Source organism: Desulfovibrio piger (genome assembly GCF_012843875.1).
Lineage (GTDB): Bacteria > Desulfobacterota > Desulfovibrionia > Desulfovibrionales > Desulfovibrionaceae > Desulfovibrio.
The window spans coordinates 38363-58694 of sequence record NZ_JABAFY010000013.1 but is presented as its reverse complement, the minus strand read 5'-3'; the positions used below and the strand labels follow the sequence as shown (position 1 = coordinate 58694).

Annotated in this window: 14 protein-coding genes and 3 tRNA genes; 12 read left to right on the top strand and 5 right to left on the bottom strand. The window is 66.4% G+C overall.

Annotated elements, in window-relative coordinates; genetic code table 11:
* The 4 genes from HF854_RS05260 to HF854_RS05245 all read left to right on the top strand — a co-directional run bounded on the left by HF854_RS05260 (window position 1) and on the right by HF854_RS05245 (window position 3097).
* Window positions 1–77, top strand: a tRNA-Asp gene (locus HF854_RS05260).
* Window positions 78–156: 79 nt separating this feature from the next.
* Window positions 157–233, top strand: a tRNA-Asp gene (locus HF854_RS05255).
* 166 nt (window positions 234–399) lie between these two features.
* Window positions 400–861, top strand: a complete 462-nt coding sequence (locus HF854_RS05250; RefSeq protein ID WP_168935347.1) for a CesT family type III secretion system chaperone — start codon at window positions 400–402, stop codon at window positions 859–861.
* Between the two features lie 25 nt (window positions 862–886).
* The gene (locus HF854_RS05245) at window positions 887–3097 is read left to right on the top strand and encodes a hypothetical protein (protein WP_168935346.1); all 2211 of its coding nucleotides are present in this window, start codon (window positions 887–889) and stop codon (window positions 3095–3097) included.
* Window positions 3098–3292: 195 nt separating this feature from the next.
* Here HF854_RS05245 and HF854_RS05240 read toward each other — a convergent pair.
* A tRNA-Arg gene (locus tag HF854_RS05240) sits at window positions 3293–3369 on the bottom strand.
* Between the two features lie 214 nt (window positions 3370–3583).
* Between HF854_RS05240 and HF854_RS05235 the strand changes: the two genes are divergently transcribed.
* Window positions 3584–4270, top strand: coding sequence for a metal-dependent hydrolase (locus tag HF854_RS05235; protein ID WP_204625856.1), 687 nt, complete (start codon window positions 3584–3586; stop codon window positions 4268–4270).
* Between the two features lie 177 nt (window positions 4271–4447).
* Here the strand turns inward: HF854_RS05235 and HF854_RS12830 are convergent, their stop codons facing one another.
* The 3 genes from HF854_RS12830 to HF854_RS05220 all read right to left on the bottom strand — a co-directional run bounded on the left by HF854_RS12830 (window position 4448) and on the right by HF854_RS05220 (window position 9049).
* Window positions 4448–6814, bottom strand: coding sequence for a long-chain-fatty-acid--CoA ligase (locus HF854_RS12830; protein WP_168935344.1), 2367 nt, complete (start codon window positions 6812–6814; stop codon window positions 4448–4450).
* A gap of 137 nt (window positions 6815–6951) precedes the next feature.
* Complete coding sequence (gene rimO / locus HF854_RS05225) at window positions 6952–8316, bottom strand: 30S ribosomal protein S12 methylthiotransferase RimO (RefSeq protein WP_240937665.1); 1365 nt, start codon at window positions 8314–8316, stop codon at window positions 6952–6954.
* Between the two features lie 148 nt (window positions 8317–8464).
* Window positions 8465–9049 (bottom strand): hypothetical protein, encoded by a 585-nt coding sequence (locus HF854_RS05220; protein WP_168935343.1) that lies wholly within the window; start codon window positions 9047–9049, stop codon window positions 8465–8467.
* 171 nt (window positions 9050–9220) lie between these two features.
* On the opposite strand from HF854_RS05220, the gene panC reads away from it, so the two are divergent.
* The 6 genes from panC to HF854_RS05190 all read left to right on the top strand — a co-directional run bounded on the left by panC (window position 9221) and on the right by HF854_RS05190 (window position 17930).
* Complete coding sequence (panC, locus tag HF854_RS05215; RefSeq protein ID WP_168935342.1) at window positions 9221–10069, top strand: pantoate--beta-alanine ligase; 849 nt, start codon at window positions 9221–9223, stop codon at window positions 10067–10069.
* Window positions 10070–10223: 154 nt separating this feature from the next.
* A complete protein-coding gene (metK, locus tag HF854_RS05210; protein ID WP_168935341.1) occupies window positions 10224–11396 on the top strand; it encodes a methionine adenosyltransferase in 1173 nt (390 codons plus the stop codon).
* A 478-nt stretch (window positions 11397–11874) separates the two neighbouring features.
* Window positions 11875–13275, top strand: a complete 1401-nt coding sequence (locus HF854_RS05205) for a Na+/H+ antiporter NhaC family protein (RefSeq protein WP_168935340.1) — start codon at window positions 11875–11877, stop codon at window positions 13273–13275.
* A gap of 1 nt (window position 13276) precedes the next feature.
* Complete coding sequence (aroC, locus tag HF854_RS05200; protein WP_168935339.1) at window positions 13277–14374, top strand: chorismate synthase; 1098 nt, start codon at window positions 13277–13279, stop codon at window positions 14372–14374.
* A gap of 102 nt (window positions 14375–14476) precedes the next feature.
* Window positions 14477–16774 carry an SF1B family DNA helicase RecD2 gene (gene recD2 / locus HF854_RS05195; protein WP_168935338.1) on the top strand — a complete coding sequence of 766 codons (2298 nt, stop codon included), beginning with the start codon at window positions 14477–14479 and terminating at the stop codon, window positions 16772–16774.
* Between the two features lie 106 nt (window positions 16775–16880).
* Window positions 16881–17930, top strand: coding sequence for an acyltransferase family protein (locus HF854_RS05190; RefSeq protein WP_168935337.1), 1050 nt, complete (start codon window positions 16881–16883; stop codon window positions 17928–17930).
* Window positions 17931–18586: 656 nt separating this feature from the next.
* Here the strand turns inward: HF854_RS05190 and HF854_RS05185 are convergent.
* Complete coding sequence (locus tag HF854_RS05185) at window positions 18587–19231, bottom strand: class I SAM-dependent methyltransferase (protein ID WP_168935336.1); 645 nt, start codon at window positions 19229–19231, stop codon at window positions 18587–18589.
* A gap of 108 nt (window positions 19232–19339) precedes the next feature.
* Here HF854_RS05185 and HF854_RS05180 point away from each other — a divergent pair, with 108 nt between their 5' ends.
* The gene (locus tag HF854_RS05180) at window positions 19340–20332 is read left to right on the top strand and encodes an ATP-binding protein (RefSeq protein WP_168935335.1); all 993 of its coding nucleotides are present in this window, start codon (window positions 19340–19342) and stop codon (window positions 20330–20332) included.

Here is a 20332-nt window from a genome sequence, read left to right as displayed (position 1 = left end):
GGAGCGGTAGTTAAGACGGTTATAACGCCGGCCTGTCACGCCGGAGGCCGAGGGTTCGAGTCCCTTCCGCTCCGCCATAATTGCGAGAAAAGCGCACTGTGCAAACGGTGCGCTTTTTTTGAGAACAATACGGGATATTTTCCCGACTCCATATTTGGAGCGGTAGTTAAGACGGTTATAACGCCGGCCTGTCACGCCGGAGGCCGAGGGTTCGAGTCCCTTCCGCTCCGCCATAATCACGCGAAGGCGCCCTGCACATGCAGGGCGCTTTTTTTGTTCCCGCCACTCCGCACTGCCCCATTCCCACCTTCCGCCCTGTCTGCCCCAGCCACCATGCGTGGACAGGGGCGATCCTCTTGGTCTACCTTTTGCTATACCAGTAACAAAAAGGAGAGGCCTATGCATCCCACTGCCAATATCATTGCAAAATTTGGTGCCGCTATCGGCATAGACGGCCTTGAGACCGAGAACGGCGTTTGCACGCTCCAGTTCGACGACGTGACAGTCACCCTGGAATGCGCTGAAAACGGTGACGCCCTGTACCTGTACAGCCGGGTGTGCGGCCTGCCGGAAAGCGATGCCGACAAGCTGGCGCTCTATGGCCTGCTGCTGGAACTGGACAGCTTTTTCAGGGGCACGGACGGCGGGATACTGGGTATCGAGCCCCTGCTCGACGCCGTGACCTATACCCGCCGCCTGCCGCTGGAACATCTGGACGAGGCCATCCTCGACCGCCAGGTGGGCCGTCATGTGGATACGGTGGAATCGCTGCGCGCTTCCATCGCGCAACTGCGGGAACAGGCCGCCACGCCCCAGGCCGCCGCGGAAGCGGGCTGGAACGACGGCATGCTGAAGATCTGAACGCTGCTGCCATAAAGGATTCGCCATGAAGATCAATGACCTGAACATCATCGCCCAACGGCTGGGCGCGTTCGGCAAGGAACATCTGGGGATCGATCGCCAGGGACATACCGTCCCCACCACCTCCTCACTGGGAGGCCGCATCGCCAGCTGGATACGCTCGCGCCACAGCGACACGGCAGCCCAGGCCAACCGTGACGTCATGACCGGGATCATCAATACCATCCGGCAGACCGACGATCTGGGCGACCGCTTCGCGGACATCGCCCGAAAGAGCCTGGAAAGCAAACTGGCTGCCGGTCGTCCCTTGAGCGGACGTGACGCGGCCCGGGTGCTGCAGGACGTCATCCGTATCAAGACGACGGAAGACCAGGCCCGTCTGGAGACCCGGCTCATCAACGCCCAGGACCAGTTCCAGAAGCTCTGCGCCCCCCATGCCGACGGCTCGCCCTCGGATCTGGAAACGCAGACGGCCGCGCGGCGGCAGCGCTTCGGCCTGCCTCCGGCCACGGCGGAACAGCTCCGGGGCTACCGGGACACCGCCCTGCGCGATCTGGAAGCCAGGGCCCGGCGCGCCGACCATTCGCTGACACCGGCCGAAAGCCTGGATGCCCTTGGCGAGAGCGCCCGCATGCTGACCCTGAGGGAAGCCAAGGCCGGCATCGCGGCCATGGCGGAGCAGGTCAGCGGCGAAGGCCCCCACGGCTTCATGGCCCGTCTGGGGGCCGCCATGCAGGCCAGGGGCATCGTTGGCGACATCAGTCCCGCCACCCGCGATGTCCTGGTCCAGACCATCCATGACAAGCTCGTCGCCCGCTGCCTGAACGACAGCAACAACATGCACCAGCCCACACTGGCGGAAGCCACCACGGCGGCCGAAAACGTCATCAACAATTTCGTGGCGGCCCTGGACACGGTGGAACACGCCCGGGCCATGCCCCGGGAGGCCAAGCGCATCCTGCAGGACGAGATCCTGCACTCTCCCAAGCCCGTGAACGCGGCCATGGCGCAGGCCATATGCGACGCCGTACTGGATACGGGCCAGTTCCTGCGCACCCTGACGCTGGCCGAGGCCACCCCCGCCGGACTGAAGAGGGACTTCGATACCTATGCCCAGACCATGCACGCCGCCACCACACAGCCGGACGGCATGCTGCGTCCCGGCATCGAGGGCGGGCCGGAAGCCGGCCTGGTCCGCATCCTGACGGCCCGCGCCGCATGCAGGATGCTGGGCCTCGGCAATCTGGAGCCCCTGAGCAAGGACGAACGGAAGCTTTTCCAGCAGCTCGAACGGGCAAAGCAGCCCGTCCCGCCGGAGCTGGCCGCCCGCGTCGCTGCCCGTATGGACGCCGACTACGCGGCCCGCCGTGCCCTGGGCGGGGGCTCCCCCCTGCATGTCCTGCGCCGTGACCTTGCCCAGGAGGCCGACGAAGGCCTGCGTTCCCGCAACGAACTCCTGCTCATGAACGTCCTGGATACCCTGGCCCAGGCTACGGAAAGCGACGAATTCTATGACATCCTCGACCGGGCTCCCGGTCTTGGCCAGATGCGCATGGCCGAGGCGCGCCGGTTCGTGCCCCAGGGCCTGGGCCTGACCCTGCCCGAAGGTCAGGCCTTCGACATGGCCGCCGCCCGGCAAAAGATGCAGGACGGCCTCAATGCCACCGTCCTGTCCTCCCCTCCGGGCAACGGGGCCACCGCCCTGTCCAGAGAGGATCTGGCCTCTCCCGAACTCATCCGCAAGTGCAACTACTTCTCGGACCAGTTCCTCAAGGACTTCGCCCGGAACGGCATCACCATCAACGGGCACAAGTTCGGCGGCGGGAGATTTACCCATGAGCCGCAACAGATGGAACGGGAGCTGGACGCCCTCATCGCCATGTTCCCCTCCGCCGAAGAGGCCGGACGCATCTGCAGCCCGCTGCATCAGGCCAGCGGCGCCGATATCCTGATGCTCCTCATGGCCGACCCGGCCACCGCCAACGAGACCATGCGCATCGCTGCCCTCCAGTCCCGGCCCCTCGCCAACAGCCTGCCCATCGAGATCATCCGGCACTCTGACGGCTCGTATCACGTCAATATCGAATTCTGCTTCCAGAAGATCGATGCGGAGATGGGCCCCCGTGCCTCCTCCGGCATCAACGCGAGAGCCTCCTTCCTGCTGCCCAATGGCCGGGAACCGCTGCAATTCCGCATCGAGGATCTCGACGTGCTGTTCAACACCCGGCAGGACTAGTGCGGCCAACGGCCGCCTCCGCGCTGGGCTGACCGCGTGCCCGCCTGAAAACGGAACGGGGCATCCGCCTGGCGGATGCCCCGTTTTTCGTTGGCCTGTGGCGCTGCCTGTGAGTGTCCCTGTCCGGCCTGAGAGGCAGACCACAGGCACAAAAAAAGCCCCCGCGAGGCTTTCCTCGTGAGGGCTTGAAATCTGTGGCGCGCCCGGCGCGATTCGAACGCACGGCCTTTGGCTCCGGAGGCCAACGCTCTATCCGACTGAGCTACGGGCGCACACATGTCTTTCTAGGCAAAGGGCGTGCCGCTGTCAAGCCCTGCCCCTGCCAGCTTCGGGCGCATCCGCCCCAGTCCCGAAAATGGGCCGTGCCCCTCTTCCGGGCGCGACGCCGCCCGACATCACGGCAGGCCTGCTCCTTTTCGTGACAGTCTCCTAGTCTTGCGCTATACTTTCTTTCCCCGTTTTGGGGCGCCCCCAACAAGGAGAACGATCATGAGCCAGATCCTCTGGTACGGCCATTCGGCCTTCAATATCAGTTGTGACGACAAGCATGTCGTCGTGGACCCCTTCCTGACGCCCGCTTCCGGTACCACGGCCGAGACCATCGGCCCGGTGGACGTGGTGCTGGTCACCCATGACCATGCCGACCATGTGGGCGATGCCGTGGCCATCTGCAAGAACACCGGCGCCATGCTGGGCGCCATCGTGGGCACGGCCCAGAAGCTGGAGGCCGCCGGTGTGCCCTCGGCCCAGCTGCTCAACTACATCGGCTTCAACATGGGCGGTACCGTGGCCCACGCGGGCTTCGAATTCACCATGACCCAGGCGTATCACTCCAGCGAGTCGGGCTCCCCGGCGGGCTACATCATCCGCACGCCTGACGGCAAGCACATCTACCATGCGGGCGATACCTGCATCTTCGCGGGCATGGAACTGTGGGGCCGCCTCTACCCCATCGACGTGGCCCTGCTGCCCATGGGCGGCGTCTTCACCATGGACGCCCGCCAGGCGGCCCTGGCCTGCAAGCTGCTGGGCTGCAAACAGGTCATCCCCATGCACTGGGGCACCTTCCCGGTGCTGGCCCAGGATACGGAAGCCTTCAAGGCCGAACTGGCCCGCGTGGCTCCCGGCTGTACCTGCATCGACCTGCTGCCCGGCCAGTCCGTGCAGATCTAGCGTTTTGTGGGGGAGCCATCCCGCGCATCAGCGATGTCTCCTCCTCCAAACGCTTCCCGACCCATCAGTAAAAAAGCCCTTCCTGCCATGGCAGGAAGGGCTTTTCGCTTTTTCCAAAAAACGGGAGTCGGGCAATCCCTTAAACAGGATATCGGCCCCACCCGGACATATCGCTTTTTACTTTTTCTCGTCGTCGCTCTTGCCGCGGGCCTTGTCCAGCAGCTCGCCCGCCTGCTGGCCCAGCTCACCGGCTTTGCCGCGAGCTTCCTGCAGCAGTTCCCCGGCCTTCTGGCGGGCACCGTCCACCACTTCACCGCTCTGGCGGCGCAGCTCTTCGGCCTTATGACGGGCTTCCTCCATCATCTCTCCGGCCTGGCCGCGCAGGGAGCCCATCTTTTCCCGGGCCTCGTCCAGAAGCTCGCCCGCCTGCTGGCCCAGTTCGCCCGCCTTGCCGCGGGCCTTATCCACCATCTCGCCGCTCTGGCGACGCAGTTCGCCAGCTTTCTGGCGCGCTTCTTCCATCATCTCGCCGGCCTTGCCACGAGCTTCGTCCAGCAGTTCCCCGGCCTTCTGGCGGGCCTCGTCCACCACTTCGCCGCTCTGGCGGCGCAGCTCACCGGCTTTCTGACGGGCTTCCTCCATCATCTCTCCGGCCTGGCCGCGCAGGGAGTCCATCTTTTCCCGGGCCTCGTCCAGAAGCTCGCCCGCCTGCTGGCCCAGGGCCTGGGCACGGGTGGGCGCGGCCGCGGGCTGGTCCGGCGTGGGCAGCAGACGGTCCTCGTCCCCCTGTCCCTGGGCCACGCGCGCGGCCTCCTCGTCACGCAGGATGCGGCGCAGCACCTTGCCGATGAGGCTCTTGGGCAGTTCCTCGCGGAACTCGAAGAACTTGGGCACCTTGTAATTGGCCAGACGCGCCCGGCAATGGGCCGTCAGCTCGGCCGTGGTCAGGGTCTCGCCGGGACGGGGCACCACATAGGCCTTGAGCACTTCACCGCGGGTGGGATGCTTGACGCCCACGGCCACGGCCTCGGCTACTTTGGGGTGCTCGTACAGGACCTCGTCCACTTCGCGGGGGTAAACGTTGTAACCGCCCACGATGACCAGATCCTTCTTGCGGTCCACGATGTAGTAGTAGCCTTCTTCGTCGTAGTAGGCGATGTCGCCGGTATGCAGCCAGCCGTCGGTCAGGGTGACGGCCGTCTCTTCGGGACGGTTCCAGTAGCCCTGCATGACCTGCGGGCCGCGCACCAGCATCTCGCCCTCCTCATTGGGGCCCAGGACATGGTTGCTGTCGTTGATGTCCACGATGCGGATCTCGGTATGCGGGAAGGCCACGCCGATGGAGCCTTCCTTCTGCGGGCCGTCCAGCGGGTTGGCCGTGACGCAGGGCGAGGCCTCGGTCAGGCCGAAACCTTCGGTGATGCTGGCGTGGGTCATGCTCACCCAGCGGCGCAGGGCCTCGGTGGGGAACGGCGCCGAACCGGAGACGCAGATCTCGATACAAGTGAGGTCGTATTTCTTGATGTCCTTCTGCTGCATGAGCGACATGTAGACCGAAGGCGCGCCCACGAAGAAGGTGGGACGGAAGCGGGCGATGGTCCGCAGCAGGTCGGCGGGCGTGTAGCGCGGCACCGGGATGGTGGTGGCCGCCAGGGCCGTGGGCAGGATGATGTTGCCCACCAGGCCGAAGACGTGGAAGAAAGGCATGATGCTCAGGAAGGACATGGGCTTGCAGTTTTCCCAGTCCATATGGAGGATGGCCAGCAGCTGCTGCATCTGGGCCGAGATGCAGGCATGGCCCAGCATGGCGCCCTTGGGCTGGCCGGAGGTGCCGCCCGTGTACTGGAGCAGGGCCAGGGCGTCACCGGGGTCCTCGTCGGTGGGCACGCTGAAGCGGCCGCGAACCTTGATGAAATCTTTCCAGCGCAGCACTTCCTGCCCGTAGGGCACCTGCGGCACCTGGCCCTGACGGCGGGCCTTGATGCGATACAGCCAGTTGAGCGGGAAGGCCAGACCGTCCGAGATGTTCGTGACCACGGTCAGGCGCAGGGGCAGGCGGTCGCGCAGGGGCTCCAGCTTGGCCCAGAGCAGGTCCAGGGTCACCAGCACCTCGGCCCCGGCATCATTAAAATGATGCAGCAGCTCCTTTTCCATATAGAGCGGGTTGGTCATCACGGCCACGGCCCCGGCCTTCATGATGCCCCAGAAAGCGATGACGGTCTGCGGGATGTTGGGCAGCATGACGGCCACCCGCTGGCCGGGCTTGACGCCGCGCAGGCGCAGGGCCTCGGCAAAGCGTTCCGCCGCTTCGTGCAGACGGCTGTAGGTCATCTGGAAATTCTGGAAACGGATGGCCAGACGGTTGCCGTGCGTCCTGGCGGCCCTGTCCAGCAACGAGGCCAGATGCATGGGCCGGATGACGCATTCCGTGTCCTCGTGACCCGCAAAATGCCGCCACCAGCCGGGGCGTTGACCGTCGTCCAGGATATTTTCCATGGCGCCGTCCAGGGGGCGGGCCGTTTCCGTCTGCGAAGGGGTAGTCATGCGCTGCTCCAGATGCATGCTGCAAGGGTTGGGCGCGGCCTCACGGCACACGCGTTGTCATCCCCCGGCCCGGAGACCGGGGGCCGTCATCAGGAGGGGCGCCGAAGCGCCCCTGTCGAACACTATCGAGAAAAGGATCAGGCCAGGGCGGTCAGGTCGTAGGTGCTGCTCTCCACGATGTCGCCCTGCACCAGCGCGCCGGGGGCCACGCCCAGGCCGCTCACGTAGGTGATGCCGTCCACCTCGGGCGCCTGGAACCAGACACGGCCCACATGCAGGCCCGGCCATTCGTCATGCGGCGCATCCACCAGCACCGGCATGGTCTGGCCCACCGCTTCCTGCAACTGCCGCTCGCTGATCTCGGCCTGGATCTCCATGAGCGTGGCGCGGCGTTCCTCGCGCACTTCCATGGGCACCTGGTCGGGCATGGCCGCCGCGGGCGTGCCTTCCTCGGCCTGATAGGCGAAGACGCCCAGATGGCGGAAGCGCGTCTCTTCCACAAAGCGGCACAGGGTCTGGAAATGCTCCTCGGTCTCGCCGGGATAGCCCACGATGAAGGTGGTGCGCAGGGCGGCCTCGGGCAGGGCCTCGCGCACGCGGTCCACCACGCGGCGGGGATCATTGGCGAAGGGGCGGCCCATGCGGGTCAGCACCTCGGGATGGGCGTGCTGCAAGGGGATGTCGAAGTACGGCAGCAGCCGCGGCCCGGCTTCGCGCATGTAGCGCAGCAGTTCGGGCGTAACGCCGCTGGGATAAAGGTAGAGCAGGCGCAGCCAGGTCAGGCGGTCCAGGGGCAGCAGCTCGTCCAGCAGGTGGGGCAGGCTTTGGGGCGTGTCGAAGTCACTGCCCCACGAGGTCAGGTCCTGGGCCACCAGGACCAGTTCGCGCACCCCGCCGGCCAGCAGGCTGCGGGCCTCCTCGCGCAGGTCGGCCGCAGGCACGGAGCGCAGCGGGCCCCGGATGGACGGGATGGTGCAGAAGGCGCACTTGTGGCGGCAGCCTTCGCCCACCTTGAGCCAGGCATAGGACGGGCCCGTGGAGAGCAGGCGGCCCGGCGCGGCGGGAGCCGCGGGCAGGCCCAGGGCCTCGCGCACCATGGCGGGCCAGTTTTCCAGCTCGCCGGTGGGCAGCCACAGGTCCACCTCGGGCAGGTCGGCGGCCAGATCCTTGACGCCGTAGCGCCCCACCATACAGCCGGCCACGGCCAGCAGGGGGCGGCGCTTGCAGCGGCCCAGACGCTCCACGGCATCGAGGATGGAGCGGATGGACTCGCGTACGGCAGGCTCGATGAAGCCGCAGGTATTGATGAAGACCAGACGTGCCCGGCCCATGTGTTCCACGCTGTGCACGGGCATGCCCAGCGAGCCCAGCAGATGCTCGGTATCCACACGGTTCTTGGGACAGCCCAGGCTCAGGGACCACACCGGCAAAGAGCCGGACACACGGGCGCGCGTCAGGGGCGCGGCCGCTCCGGCTGCGGAAGAAAAGGAATGGACAGTCATGGAGATAGCCTATCCGTCTCTGTTTTTTTTGTCATCACAAATTGCGCGATATGGTTGCGCAGGCAACGGGATAGGCTGTGTCCGGCGGCAGAGGCGCCGCCGTGCGGGACCGCCCCGCAGGAACGGGGCAGAACGGGAAGATGTCAGGCTAGAAGGCGTGGACGCGCCACGGCAGGGCCAGGAAGCGCAGACTGTTGGGCTGGATGACCAGCAGGCGTTCCCGCTGCACGTCGGCGCTGCGGGTCACGAAGCTCTCGCGCGGGATCAGCGTCACGGCTTCGTCCTCGTGGCTGCAGTCGAAAAGATGCAGCAGGTCCCCGTCCATGCGGTCGGCGCAGGTCCAGTGCCGGTTCATGGGCGGCGTCTCGGGCGTCAAATGCCGCAAAAAGCGGAACAGGATGCAGCGGCCCTCGCCCGGTGCCAGCCACTCGCGGCAGGCTTCCCACAGGGCGTCGGGCGAAACGGCCTCGCCTTCGGCAAAGGGCTTTTCCACCAGCAGGGGGTAGCGCTGCTGGCGGGCCTGGATCATGTCGTCCACCAGCTGCATGTAGTCCGTGTCCTGCTCCAGCACGGCCCGCAGGGCACCGGGCTTCCCGGCCAGGGAAAGCAGGGTCTCGTTGAGGATGTCGCGCGCCTTGAGCGTCTGGATGCCGTGGGTCAGGCGCAGGGCGTTGAGCACGGCATAGATGGCACAAAACGTATCCAGTTTCCCCTGGAAAAAAGGTTTGAGCATACGAACCTCCGCATGCTGTTATGCCTGTTCCCCACGGGCAAGGCAACCGGAAACGCCGGACAGCACAGAAGTTTTTTCTCCCCGGCCCGGCTGCGGGGCTTTTGCGGCTTTACAAGGCCTGCCGCAGCAGGTATAAGGGAATCCCCACTAACTATATCACCATACCTTGATATGCAGATATTCACCAATCCCCAAGATCTGGCGGCCCAGTGCCGCTCCTGGCACGCGGCCGGCGAGGACATCGCCCTTGTGCCCACCATGGGCTATTACCATGCCGGTCACGAGGCGCTCATGGACCAGGGCCGCGGCCTTGCCAAGCGTCTTGTGGTCAGCCTTTTCGTCAACCCCACCCAGTTCGGCCCCAATGAAGACCTTTCCGCCTATCCGCGCGACATCGAGCGCGATACGCAGATCGCCGCCGCCCACGGCGCGGACGCCATCTTCATCCCCGAACCCGCGTCCATGTATGCGGAAGACCACGCCACCTGGGTGGAAGTGCCGGACCTTTCCCGCATCATGTGCGGCCTGAGCCGGCCGACCCATTTTCGCGGTGTCTGCACGGTGGTGCTGAAGCTGTTCATGATCACCCAGGCCGACGTGGCCGTCTTCGGCCAGAAGGACTGGCAGCAGCAGGCCATCCTGCGCCGCATGGTGCGCGACCTCAACGTGCCGGTGCGCATCGAGACCTGTCCCATCGTGCGAGAGGAAGACGGCCTGGCCCTCTCCTCCCGCAACGTCTACCTCACCGAGGAAGAACGCCGCCAGGCCCCCTGGATCCATCGCGGCCTGCAGCTGGCCCGCGACATGGCCCAGAAGGGACAGACCCACGCCAAGATCCTGCGTGAGGCCGCCCTCTGCACCTGGGCGGACCACCTGACCCTGGGCCGTCTGGACTACCTCAGCGTGGTGGACCCCGTGTCCATGGAGCCGCTGGACACCGTGGATGGCCCGGCCCTCATGGCCTGTGCCATCCGCATGGGCAAGGCCCGCCTGATCGACAATATCCTGCTCAGGGACTAGCGGACAGGCCATATGTTTTTTCGGCAGGGGCCGGACCGGGGCTGATGTCCCGGCCCGGCTTCCCCATGCCTGCCCGGCCGCCCGCACGGGCGGTGCAGGCGACCTGCGGTCCGGCAACGGCCGCGGGCCATACTGAACCATGGAGAACAGACCAATGCAAACCAAGGGCAAATATTTCTTCACCTCCGAGTCCGTGACCGAAGGCCATCCCGACAAGGTGGCGGACCAGATCTCCGACGCCGTCCTGGACACCCTGCTGGCCCAGGACCCCAACGCCCACGTGGCCTGCGAGACCCTGGTGACCACCGGCATGGCGGTCATCGCCGGCGAGATCACCACCACGGGCTATGCCGACCTGCCCCACGTGGTGCGCGAGACCATCCGCGAGATCGGCTACACCAGCTCCGACATGGGCTTCGACGCCGACACCTGCGCCGTGATCTCCTCCATCGACCACCAGTCCCCCGACATCGCCCAGGGCGTGCTGCGCGCCGCTCCCGAAGACCAGGGCGCCGGTGACCAGGGCATGATGTTCGGCTTTGCCTGCAACGAGACCCCCACCCTCATGCCCGCCCCCATCTTCTGGGCCCACCAGCTCTCCCAGCAGCTGACCAAGGTGCGCAAGGACGGCACCGTGCCCTTCTTCCGTCCTGACGGCAAGACCCAGGTCTCCTTCGAATACCTGGACGGCAAGCCCGTGCGCATCAACAACGTGGTGGTCTCCACCCAGCACGCCGCTTCCGCCTCCCAGGCCGACATCATCGAAGCCGTGAAGAAGCACGTGATCCGCCCCGTGCTGGAGCCCTCCGGCTACTTCGATGAAAAGGACTGCGAGATCTTCATCAACACCACCGGCCGTTTCGTGGTGGGCGGTCCCATGGGCGACTGCGGCCTCACCGGCCGCAAGATCATCCAGGACACCTACGGCGGCAGCGGCCATCACGGCGGCGGCGCCTTCTCCGGCAAGGACCCCTCCAAGGTGGACCGCTCCGGCGCCTACATGGGCCGCTACATCGCCAAGAACGTGGTGGCCGCCGGTCTGGCCCCGGTGTGCGAAGTCCAGATCGCCTACTGCATCGGCGTGGCCGATCCGGTGAGCGTGCTGGTCTCCTCCCAGGGCACCAGCGAGATCCCCGACGAAGTGCTGACCAAGGCCGTGCGTGAAGTCTTCGACATGCGCCCCTACTTCATCACCAAGCGTCTGGACCTCAAGCGTCCCATCTACTCCAAGACCTCCTGCTACGGCCACTTCGGCCGCGAGCTGCCCGAGTTCACCTGGGAAAAGACCGACGCCGTGGCCGACCTGCGCACCGCCGCCAAGGTCTAGTCCGCACGACTGATCCTGTTGAAGGCCGGGGCTTTCCCCGGCCTTTTTTGTATCCGCCGCCCGGCTCCCGCCCTCCCCGCGGACGGCCATTCCCGCGGGCGGCCGCCACGATGACCGCAAAGGAGAGGGAGCGGCCCCTCCCCGGCATCCTCGCCACCGACAGCGGGCACCGGCGTTTACGGGCTCCCCTGCCGATCCTCCTGCAGGGCCGGGATGCGTCAGACCTCGTACCGGCTCCGCCTTCGGCCCGCTGCCATGCCGCAGGGCACCCGCCCCGGCCAGGATACCGGGCTCCCCCCGGGCGCTCGCGTCCGGCCTGCAACTTGCAAGCCCTGTGCGGATTAAGTACATTGAGTGATTACGGATGCCGTGACATCCGCCGCCGCGCCCGGCGCGCGGCACAGCCACTGACCCGCAAGACCGGCGGGGCCCGCGGGCCTGCCGCCATCCCATCCACCTTTCCGCGTGCCGAGGCATCATGAACCCGCAAACCTACACGGCCCCGCAGGAACAGCAGGAGGCGCCGGCCTCCTTTGCCGCCATCCTGCCCCTGCTGCTCTTTTTGCTCATCTTCATCGGTACGGGCGTCAGCCTGAGCCTGGCCGGTGTGGACATGGCCTTCTACCAGCTCTCCGCCACGGTGGCCATCCTGCCCGCCATCGCTCTGGCCCTGATGCAGGGCCGGGCCCGCCTGTCCAAAAAGATCACCATCTTCCTCACCGGTGTGGGCGAGATCAACATCATCACCATGTGCATGATCTACCTGCTGGCGGGCGGTTTTGCCGCCACGGCCACGGCCATCGGCAGCGTGGATGCCACGGTGAACTTCGGCCTTTCGCTGGTGCCGCCGGCCTTCATCCTGCCCGGCCTGTTCCTCATCGGCGCCTTCGTGTCCACGGCCATGGGCACCAGCATGGGCACCGTGGCCGCCATCACGCCCATCGCCCTGGGCGTGGCCGCCCAGACAAGCATCGAAGTGCCCGTGCTCATGGGCGTGGTGCTGGGCGGGGCCATGTTCGGCGACAACCTGTCCATGATCTCGGACACCACCATCGCCGCCACCCGCACCCAGGGCTGCGAGATGGGCGACAAGTTCCGCATGAACTTCCTCATCGTCCTGCCCGCCGCCCTGCTCACCGTGGCCCTGCTCTGGTTCTCGGCCTCGGGCGGTACCGAAGTGACCCTGCACGACTTCGAGCTGATCCGCGTCCTGCCCTACATCGCCGTGCTGGTGCTGGCCCTGACCGGGCTCAACGCCTTCATCGTCCTGGCCACGGGCATCCTGTTCAGCGGCCTGGTGGGCCTGTTCTGCGGCATCCCCGGCGCGGACGGCCAGATCGTGCCCTACAGCCTGCTCCGCTGGGGGCAGGACATCTACAAGGGCTTCACCGGCATGAACGAGATCATGGTCCTGTCCATGCTCATCGGCGGCCTGGGCGAGCTCATCCGCTACCACGGCGGCATCGCCTGGCTGCTGGCCCGCGTGGACGGCCTGGCCCGCCGCCTGGCCGGGAAAAGCGGCGGCAAGGGCTCCTCGCGGGTGGGGGAATCCTGCATCGCCCTGCTGGCCAGCCTGGCCGACATCTGCACGGCCAACAACACCGTGGCCATCATCCTCACCGGCGGCCTGGCCCGCGAGATCGCCCTCAAGAACGGCATCGACCCGCGCCGCAGCGCCAGCCTTCTGGACATCTTTTCCTGTGTCTTCCAGGGCCTGATCCCCTGGGCCGCCCAGCTGCTGCTGGCCGGTTCCCTGGCCAAGATCTCGCCGCTGGAGATCACCATCAACAACTGGTACTGCATGCTGCTGGCCGTGGCCGGCATCCTGGCCATCATCCTGGGCCTGCCCCGCATCAAGGCCCGCAGCACGGAGGCGTGATATGGCAGGCAATTCCTTTGGGCGCATCCTGCGCCTCACCTCGTACGGCGAATCCCATGGGCCCGGTCTGGGCGGCGTGCTGGACGGCTGCCCCGCAGGCCTGCCCCTGAGCGAGGAAGACCTGCAGCGCGAGCTGGACCTGCGCAAGCCCGGACAGGGCGCCACGGCCACCAAACGCAAGGAATCCGATACCGTCCGCATCCTTTCCGGCGTGTTCCAGGGCCTGACCACCGGCACGCCCATCGCTTTCCACATCGCCAACGAGGACCAGCGCTCCCGCGATTACGGCAATCTGGCCCAGGTCTTCCGGCCCGGGCACGCGGACTGGGGCTTCTTCAAAAAGTTCCACGGCATCCGCGACTACCGCGGCGGCGGCCGCTCCTCCGGGCGCGAGACCGTGGCCCGTGTGGCGGCCGGGGCCATCGCCAAAAAGCTGCTGGCCACGCGCGGCATCCGGATCGTGGCCGGGGCCGTGGAGCTGGGCGGCATCGCCGTGCCCCCCGAAGCGTGCGATCCGGACGCGGCCCTGAGCCGTCCCTTCTTCGCCGCCGCCGACAGCGTGGTCCCGCTCTGGGAAGAACGCGTCGCCGCGGCCCGTGCCGCCGGGGACACCCTGGGCGGCGTGGTGCAGGTGGTGGCCCGCAACGTGCCCGCCGGTCTGGGCGAGCCCTGCTTCGACAAGCTGGACGCCCGGCTGGCCTACGCCCTCATGGGCGTGGGCGCGGTCAAGGCCGTGGAAGTGGGCGAAGGCTTTGCCGCCGCGCGCCTTACCGGCTCGCAGAACAACGATCCCATGCTGCCCGGCGGCCGCTTTGCCAGCAACCATGCGGGCGGCATCCTGGGCGGCATCTCCAGCGGCCAGGACATCGTGCTGCGCGTGGGCGTCAAACCCATCGCCTCCATCGCGCAGGAACAGCAGACCATCGACGTCCACGACCAGCCCGCCAGCGTGCTCATCGGCGGCCGTCACGACCTTGCGGCCATCCCGCGCATCGTGCCCGTGCTCACGGCCATGACCGCTCTGGTGCTGGCCGACGCCCTGCTGCTGCAGGAGCGCATGGCCGTCCTGCCCGTGCCCGACGGCGTGGACTGGTTTTAGCAGTGTTTGTTGAGGGGGAAGGGGCCCTTTTTCCTGCGGTAAAAAGGTCTCCCTTCCCCTCGAACTCCCCCATCCCTCCAAAAACCGCTCTCCTGGTCTGCCATGTCTGACGATCTTCCCCTGCTGCGCGATCCCGATGCCGTGGAGCTCACCGGCACGCTGGAACGTGTGGTCTTCCACAACGAAGAGAACGGCTATACCGTGCTGCGCCTGCTGCCCGACAGGGCCCTGCCCGTGGAGGCCAAGGTCAAGGGCGCGCCCAGCCGCACGGTGAGCCGCGATCCCGTGACCTGCGTGGGCCACATGGTCAACCCGCAGGTGGGCGTCCAGTTGCAGGTCAGCGGCCGCTGGGTCAACAACGCGCGTTTCGGCCGCCAGCTGGCCTTCGACATGGCCGAGGAGATGCTGCCCGCCACCAGCGAGGGCATCCGCCTGTACCTGGCCTCGGGCCTCATCAAGGGCGTGGGCGAGGAGATGGCCGGGCGCATCGTGGCGGCCTTCGGCACGGACACCATCCGCGTGCTGGACGAAGAGCCCGAACGCCTGCTCAAGATCAAGGGCGTGGGCAAGAAGAGTTTCGAGAAGATCAAGGAAAGCTGGGCCGAGCACCGGGGCATCCGCGACCTGCTGCTCTTTTTGCAGCCCCACGGCATCACGCCCGCCTATGCCGTGCGCATCTACCGCGCCTACGGCGGCGAGGCCCTCAACGTGGTGCGCGAGAACCCCTACCGTCTGGCCATGGACATCCGGGGCATCGGCTTCGTGACGGCCGACGCCGCGGCCCGCAAGCTGGGCTTTGCCGAGGATCATCCCCTGCGCATCCAGGCGGGGCTGCTTTATGTGCTGCAGAAGGCCACGGACGACGGCAACGTCTTCCTTCCCGAGGAGGAGCTGCTGGATCAGGCCTGCCAGCAGCTGGCCGTGGATCGCGACCTGGCCCGGCAGGCCGTGCTGGCCCTGGAGCAGGAAGAGCGCGTGGTGCGCGAGAGCCTGGACGAGCTGCCCGGGCGCCTGCCCGCTGTCTTCCGCGAGGACGGCGAGGAGGCGGAAGCGCCGGAAGTGGCCGTCTACCTGCGCCGCTACCATCATTACGAATCCAAGACGGCCTTCTATCTGCACCGCCTGCTGCACTCGCCCAAGGCCGTGCGTTTCGCCGAGCCCGACGCCCTGGTGGAAAAGGTCACGGAGTCCCTGTCCATCAGCCTGGCCCCGGAACAGCTGGAGGCCGTGCGCACCGCGGCGCGCAGCAAGGTCATGGTGCTCACCGGCGGCCCCGGCACGGGCAAGACCACCATCATCAACGCCATCATCCGCCTGTTCGCCGAGGTCAAGGCCAAGATCCTGCTGGCCGCGCCCACGGGCCGCGCCGCCAAGCGCATGAGCGAGACCTCGGGCCGCGAGGCCCGCACCATCCACCGCCTGCTGGAATACAGCCCGCAGGAGGACGGCTTTGCCCGCAACGAGGACAATCCGCTGGCCTGCGGCCTGCTGGTGGTGGACGAGGCCTCCATGATGGACACCCTGCTCTTCTACCACCTGCTCAAGGCCGTGCCCATGGGCGCCACCGTGGTGCTGGTGGGCGACGTGCACCAGCTGCCCTCCGTGGGGCCGGGCAACGTGCTGGCCGACATCATCGCTTCCGGGGCGGTGCCCGTGGTGGAGCTGACCGAGATCTTCCGCCAGTCGGCGGAAAGCGAGATCATCTACAACGCCCACCTCATCAACAAGGGGCAGGTGCCCTCGCTGGAATCCAGCAAGGACAGGCTCTCGGATTTCTATTTCATCCACCAGAACGACCCGGAACGCGCCGCCGACATGGTGGTGGATCTGGTGCGCAACCACATCCCGCGCCGCTTCGGCCTGGACCCGGTCAACGACATCCAGGTGCTCACGCCCATGCACAAGGGCGCCGTGGGCGCGGCGCAGCTCAATCTGCGCCTGCAGGCCAGCCTCAACCCCAACGGGCTGGAAGTGCGGCGCGGCGAACGCAGCTTCCGCCTGCACGACAAGGTCATGCAGATCCGCAACAACTACGACAAGGACGTCTTCAACGGCGACGTGGGCCGCATCGTCTTTCTGGACAGCAAGGAGCGGACCCTGAGCGTGCGCTACGACGACCGCGTGGTGCCCTATGACTTCGAGGAGCTAGACGAACTGACGCCCGCCTACGCCATCTCCATCCACAAATCGCAGGGCTCGGAATACCCTGCCGTGGTCATCCCGCTGATGATGCAGCATTACGTGCTGCTGCAGCGCAACCTGGTCTATACCGGCGTCACGCGCGGCAAAAAGCTGGTGGTGCTGGTGGGCGAGAGCCGCGCCCTGCACATGGCCGTCAAGAACAACAAGACCCGCACCCGCCACACCCGCCTTGCCCTGCGTCTGCAACCGTTGACATAGCCCTGACATAGCCCGCCATCCGGTTTAGGAGGCAATAATCCTTATCTGCAAAGTAAGGAATTTCGCCACTCCTGCGCCGGATGACCGGCCGGATCAAAGGTACTGCATGACGCCAAAAAATTATGACCTGACCTTCCACTATTTCAGGGCCTTCGCCATCGTCTCCGTCATGCTCACCCACATGTGGGTGGGCCCCGTCCTCGCGGGCAGCGAGGACGCCGCCAAGCTCCAGGACAGCCTGCGGCTGTGTCTTTTCCACTCCGCCACCATCTACTTCGTCTTCATCTCCGGCTATCTGTTCGACTTCGTGAACCGCAGGAAAGGCCAGTTCTCCCCCCTGCGCTTCTACAAGTCCAAGATCGTCAACGTCTTCTGTCCCTACTTCATCCTGTCGCTGCTCCTGCTGGCCGCGGGCTGGATCTCCCACCACTGGTTCGGCTACGACATCCCCTTCATCAACGACGGCACGCCCGTGGCCTCCCTGTGGGACGTCCTGCGCTGTCTGGCCTACGGGTCGGCCAGTCTGGTGCCCTACTGGTACATCCCCTTCATCATGACCGTGTTCAGCGTCGGGCCGCTCATCTTCCACCTGCCCACCGGGCTGCTGCAAAAGATCCTGCTCCCGGCCTCCGTCCTGCCCCTGATGGTGCCGCGCCTGCTGGTCTCGCCCTTGCGCAACCTCTGCTTCTTCGTGCCCATCTTCCTCATGGGCGTGTACTGCGCCCGCAACCGTGACGCCTGTATGGCCTTCATCCGCCGCCACCTCAGCGCCATCCGCGTGACGGCCGTACTGACCTCCCTGCTCATCGTGGCCGACCATTACTTCGGCAGCTTCATGCCCAACATCGAAGGGGCCTACTCTGTGCAGAAACTCTGTATCGGCTCCTGGGTGCTGGAACTGCTGGAAGGCATGGACAGGGAAGTGCTGGCCCTGGACTTCCTGGCCCGCTACAGCTTCCCGCTCTTCTTCCTGCATGCCATCTTCCAGGGCATCTTCCAGGCGCCCCTGTTCCAGGTGCTCGGCGCCGCGCTGCCCGGACAGGTCTTCACCATCGCCAACCTCACCGTGACCGTGGAGATAGCCCTTTGCATCCTCTGCATCCTGGGCATCAAGAAAGTCATGGGCAAACGCTCGCGCTATCTCATCGGCGGCTAGGCCAAAGGAAAGCCTGCCGCGGGTACAGCACTGACAGTGCTGGAGGATGCCGCCGGCAATGACGGGACCGGGGCCGCCGGAAAGGCGGTCCCGGTCTTTTTTTTTCGGCAGGGAACACGCTGGCGACGCACAAAAAAAGGGGGACATGGTCCCCCATCGATGTTTCGTGTCACGCCGGTCGCCTGTTGTGGAGCTGTCCCCGCATCCCTGCGGCGGGCTCATGCCGGGGTTCTCCCTTCCTGAAGATGCGGGGAAGGAGCCGTGGAAAGCCGCCCGCCCGGACAGCGCCTTCCGGGTGGTGCAGGGCCCGTCCCCGTTTGCCCGAAGTCCCGGCAGACGGCAGCGGAGCAAAGGACTCCCTCCCCTTCAAAAACACGCCCCGCCCAAGGGCGAAAAATACAAAATCAACAAGTTATTTCAATTAGATAGACAACATCCGAACATATCTCCAGTGAAGGGCCTGCCGCAGGTCCAGCGCTCATCTGAAAAAGCGCGCCGGGGAAAGGATGGGCGCGTTGGGGAATAGGCCCCTCGCGCACGGGCGACGACCGAAGGCGGCTGCAGACCTTAGCCGTGAGCGACGAAGGCGCTTTACGGGCATCGGCAGCAGCGATGAGGGCTTTCCCTTCCCCCAGCAAATGCGGCGAGCGTTCCCCCTAGCAGGCCTGGGCCCAGCCCGCCGGGAACACGTCCAGCGGCATGGGGCGGCACAGGTCGCAGGCAGGCTGCAACCAGTGCAGGACCACACGACCTTTGCGCCGCAAACGCAGGGGCGGCAGGCACAGCAGCCCGGCCCTGTCTGCCAGGGCGTTGAGCTCGTCCACCGTATGCCCGGCCGGTACGGGGCGGCCGTTTTCCCGTCCATCCGCGTACACCAGCACGCACTGGCCGCCGGGACGCAGCAGACGCCGGATCTCGCGCAGGCAGGCGGACAGATCGCCTGCCCAGAACGCGGGCTCGAACGCGGTGATGACGTGGAACATCTCCGCCGGGAACGGCAGGGCGGGGAACGCGCCCCGGCAAATGCGGATCCTGCCCCGGGCCACGTCATGGCGGTTGCGCACCGTGGCGGCCGATACCGCCGCAGCGGTGGCGGCCACGCCGTAGACGGCCCCCGAATACAGGGCAAGCTGGGCCAGGGCACGGCCGCCACCGCCCAGATCGAGGACCACGTCGCGCACCCGCAGCCGCAGGGAACGCACGACCTCCCGCTGCACGGCAGCCTGCCCGTTCTGCTTCAGGTACAGGGTAAAACGCCCCCAGACGTCCCCGGGGCGGATGATATGCTGCCAGATATCCATGCTTTGCTCCTTGCATGCGGCCGCCCCCCAGAAAAAACTTGCCTTGCATGCCCTTCCCGTATATCTTAATTGAAAATGAAATTCCAATTTATTTAAAAGGACCCCTGCATGAGACCCAGCCACGTCTGTGAGGCATTGCATCATCTGGTGCGCATCCGGCAACCCGTGTTCCTCTGGGGGCCGCCCGGTGTAGGCAAAAGCCGGCTGGTGGCCGACGTGGCCCGCCGCCAGGGCCGCAAGCTCTACGACCTGCGCGCCGTGCTGCTGGACCCGGTGGACCTGCGCGGACTGCCCCGCATCAGCGATGAGGGCATCACCTCCTGGTGCGTGCCGGAATTCCTGCCCCATCCGCAGGACACGGAGGAAGGCATCCTCTTCCTGGACGAACTCAACGCCGCCCCCCCTCTGGTACAGGCCGCCTGCTACCAGCTCATCCTCGACCGGCGCGTGGGCCAGTACCGCCTGCCCGACGGCTGGGCCGTGGTGGCCGCGGGCAACCGCGAGAGCGACCGGGCCGTGACCTACCGCATGCCTTCGGCCCTGGCCAACCGCATGGTGCATCTGGATGTGGAATGCCATATCGACGACTGGCTGGACTGGGCCCGTGACAACGGCATCCGCGAGGAGATCCAGGCCTTTTTGCGCTTCCGGCCGCGCCTGCTGCATGATTTCGATCCCCGTTCGTCGGACAGGGCCTTCGCCTCGCCGCGCTCCTGGGAGTTCGCCTCCCGCATCCTCGATGCCGCCCCGGACGGCCCGCTGGAAGAAGAGCTGCTGGCCGGGACCATAGGTCAGGCGGCCGCGGCGGAACTGAGCGGCTTTTTGCGGGAATGGCGCCACCTGCCCAGTGTGGAGAGCGTCCTCAGCGATCCCGAAGAAGCCCCCGTGCCTGCCGACCCGGCCTCCCTTTACGCCCTGTGCGAGGCCCTGGCCCTGCGCACCGCGCCCGCCACCATGGAAGCCCTGGCCGCCTATGCCGGACGCCTGCCCGCCGAGTTCGGCGTGCTGCTCATGCGCGATGCCGTCCGGCAGGATCCCGCCGTGGTGGAAAGCGAGCCCTTTGCCCGCTGGGCCCGCGACAATGCCGAGGTCCTGATGTGA

Bases quoted from the DNA above. Each gene is read 5' to 3' on its own strand.
- HF854_RS05250 (WP_168935347.1), top strand. From the start codon at position 400: ATGCATCCCACTGCCAATATCATTGCAAAATTTGGTGCCGCTATCGGC.
- HF854_RS05245 (WP_168935346.1), top strand. From the start codon at position 887: ATGAAGATCAATGACCTGAACATCATCGCCCAACGGCTGGGCGCGTTC.
- HF854_RS12830 (WP_168935344.1), bottom strand. From the start codon at position 6,814: ATGACTACCCCTTCGCAGACGGAAACGGCCCGCCCCCTGGACGGCGCC.
- rimO (WP_240937665.1), bottom strand. From the start codon at position 8,316: ATGACTGTCCATTCCTTTTCTTCCGCAGCCGGAGCGGCCGCGCCCCTG.
- HF854_RS05220 (WP_168935343.1), bottom strand. From the start codon at position 9,049: ATGCTCAAACCTTTTTTCCAGGGGAAACTGGATACGTTTTGTGCCATC.
- panC (WP_168935342.1), top strand. From the start codon at position 9,221: ATGCAGATATTCACCAATCCCCAAGATCTGGCGGCCCAGTGCCGCTCC.
- metK (WP_168935341.1), top strand. From the start codon at position 10,224: ATGCAAACCAAGGGCAAATATTTCTTCACCTCCGAGTCCGTGACCGAA.
- HF854_RS05205 (WP_168935340.1), top strand. From the start codon at position 11,875: ATGAACCCGCAAACCTACACGGCCCCGCAGGAACAGCAGGAGGCGCCG.
- aroC (WP_168935339.1), top strand. From the start codon at position 13,277: ATGGCAGGCAATTCCTTTGGGCGCATCCTGCGCCTCACCTCGTACGGC.
- recD2 (WP_168935338.1), top strand. From the start codon at position 14,477: ATGTCTGACGATCTTCCCCTGCTGCGCGATCCCGATGCCGTGGAGCTC.
- HF854_RS05190 (WP_168935337.1), top strand. From the start codon at position 16,881: ATGACGCCAAAAAATTATGACCTGACCTTCCACTATTTCAGGGCCTTC.
- HF854_RS05185 (WP_168935336.1), bottom strand. From the start codon at position 19,231: ATGGATATCTGGCAGCATATCATCCGCCCCGGGGACGTCTGGGGGCGT.
- HF854_RS05180 (WP_168935335.1), top strand. From the start codon at position 19,340: ATGAGACCCAGCCACGTCTGTGAGGCATTGCATCATCTGGTGCGCATC.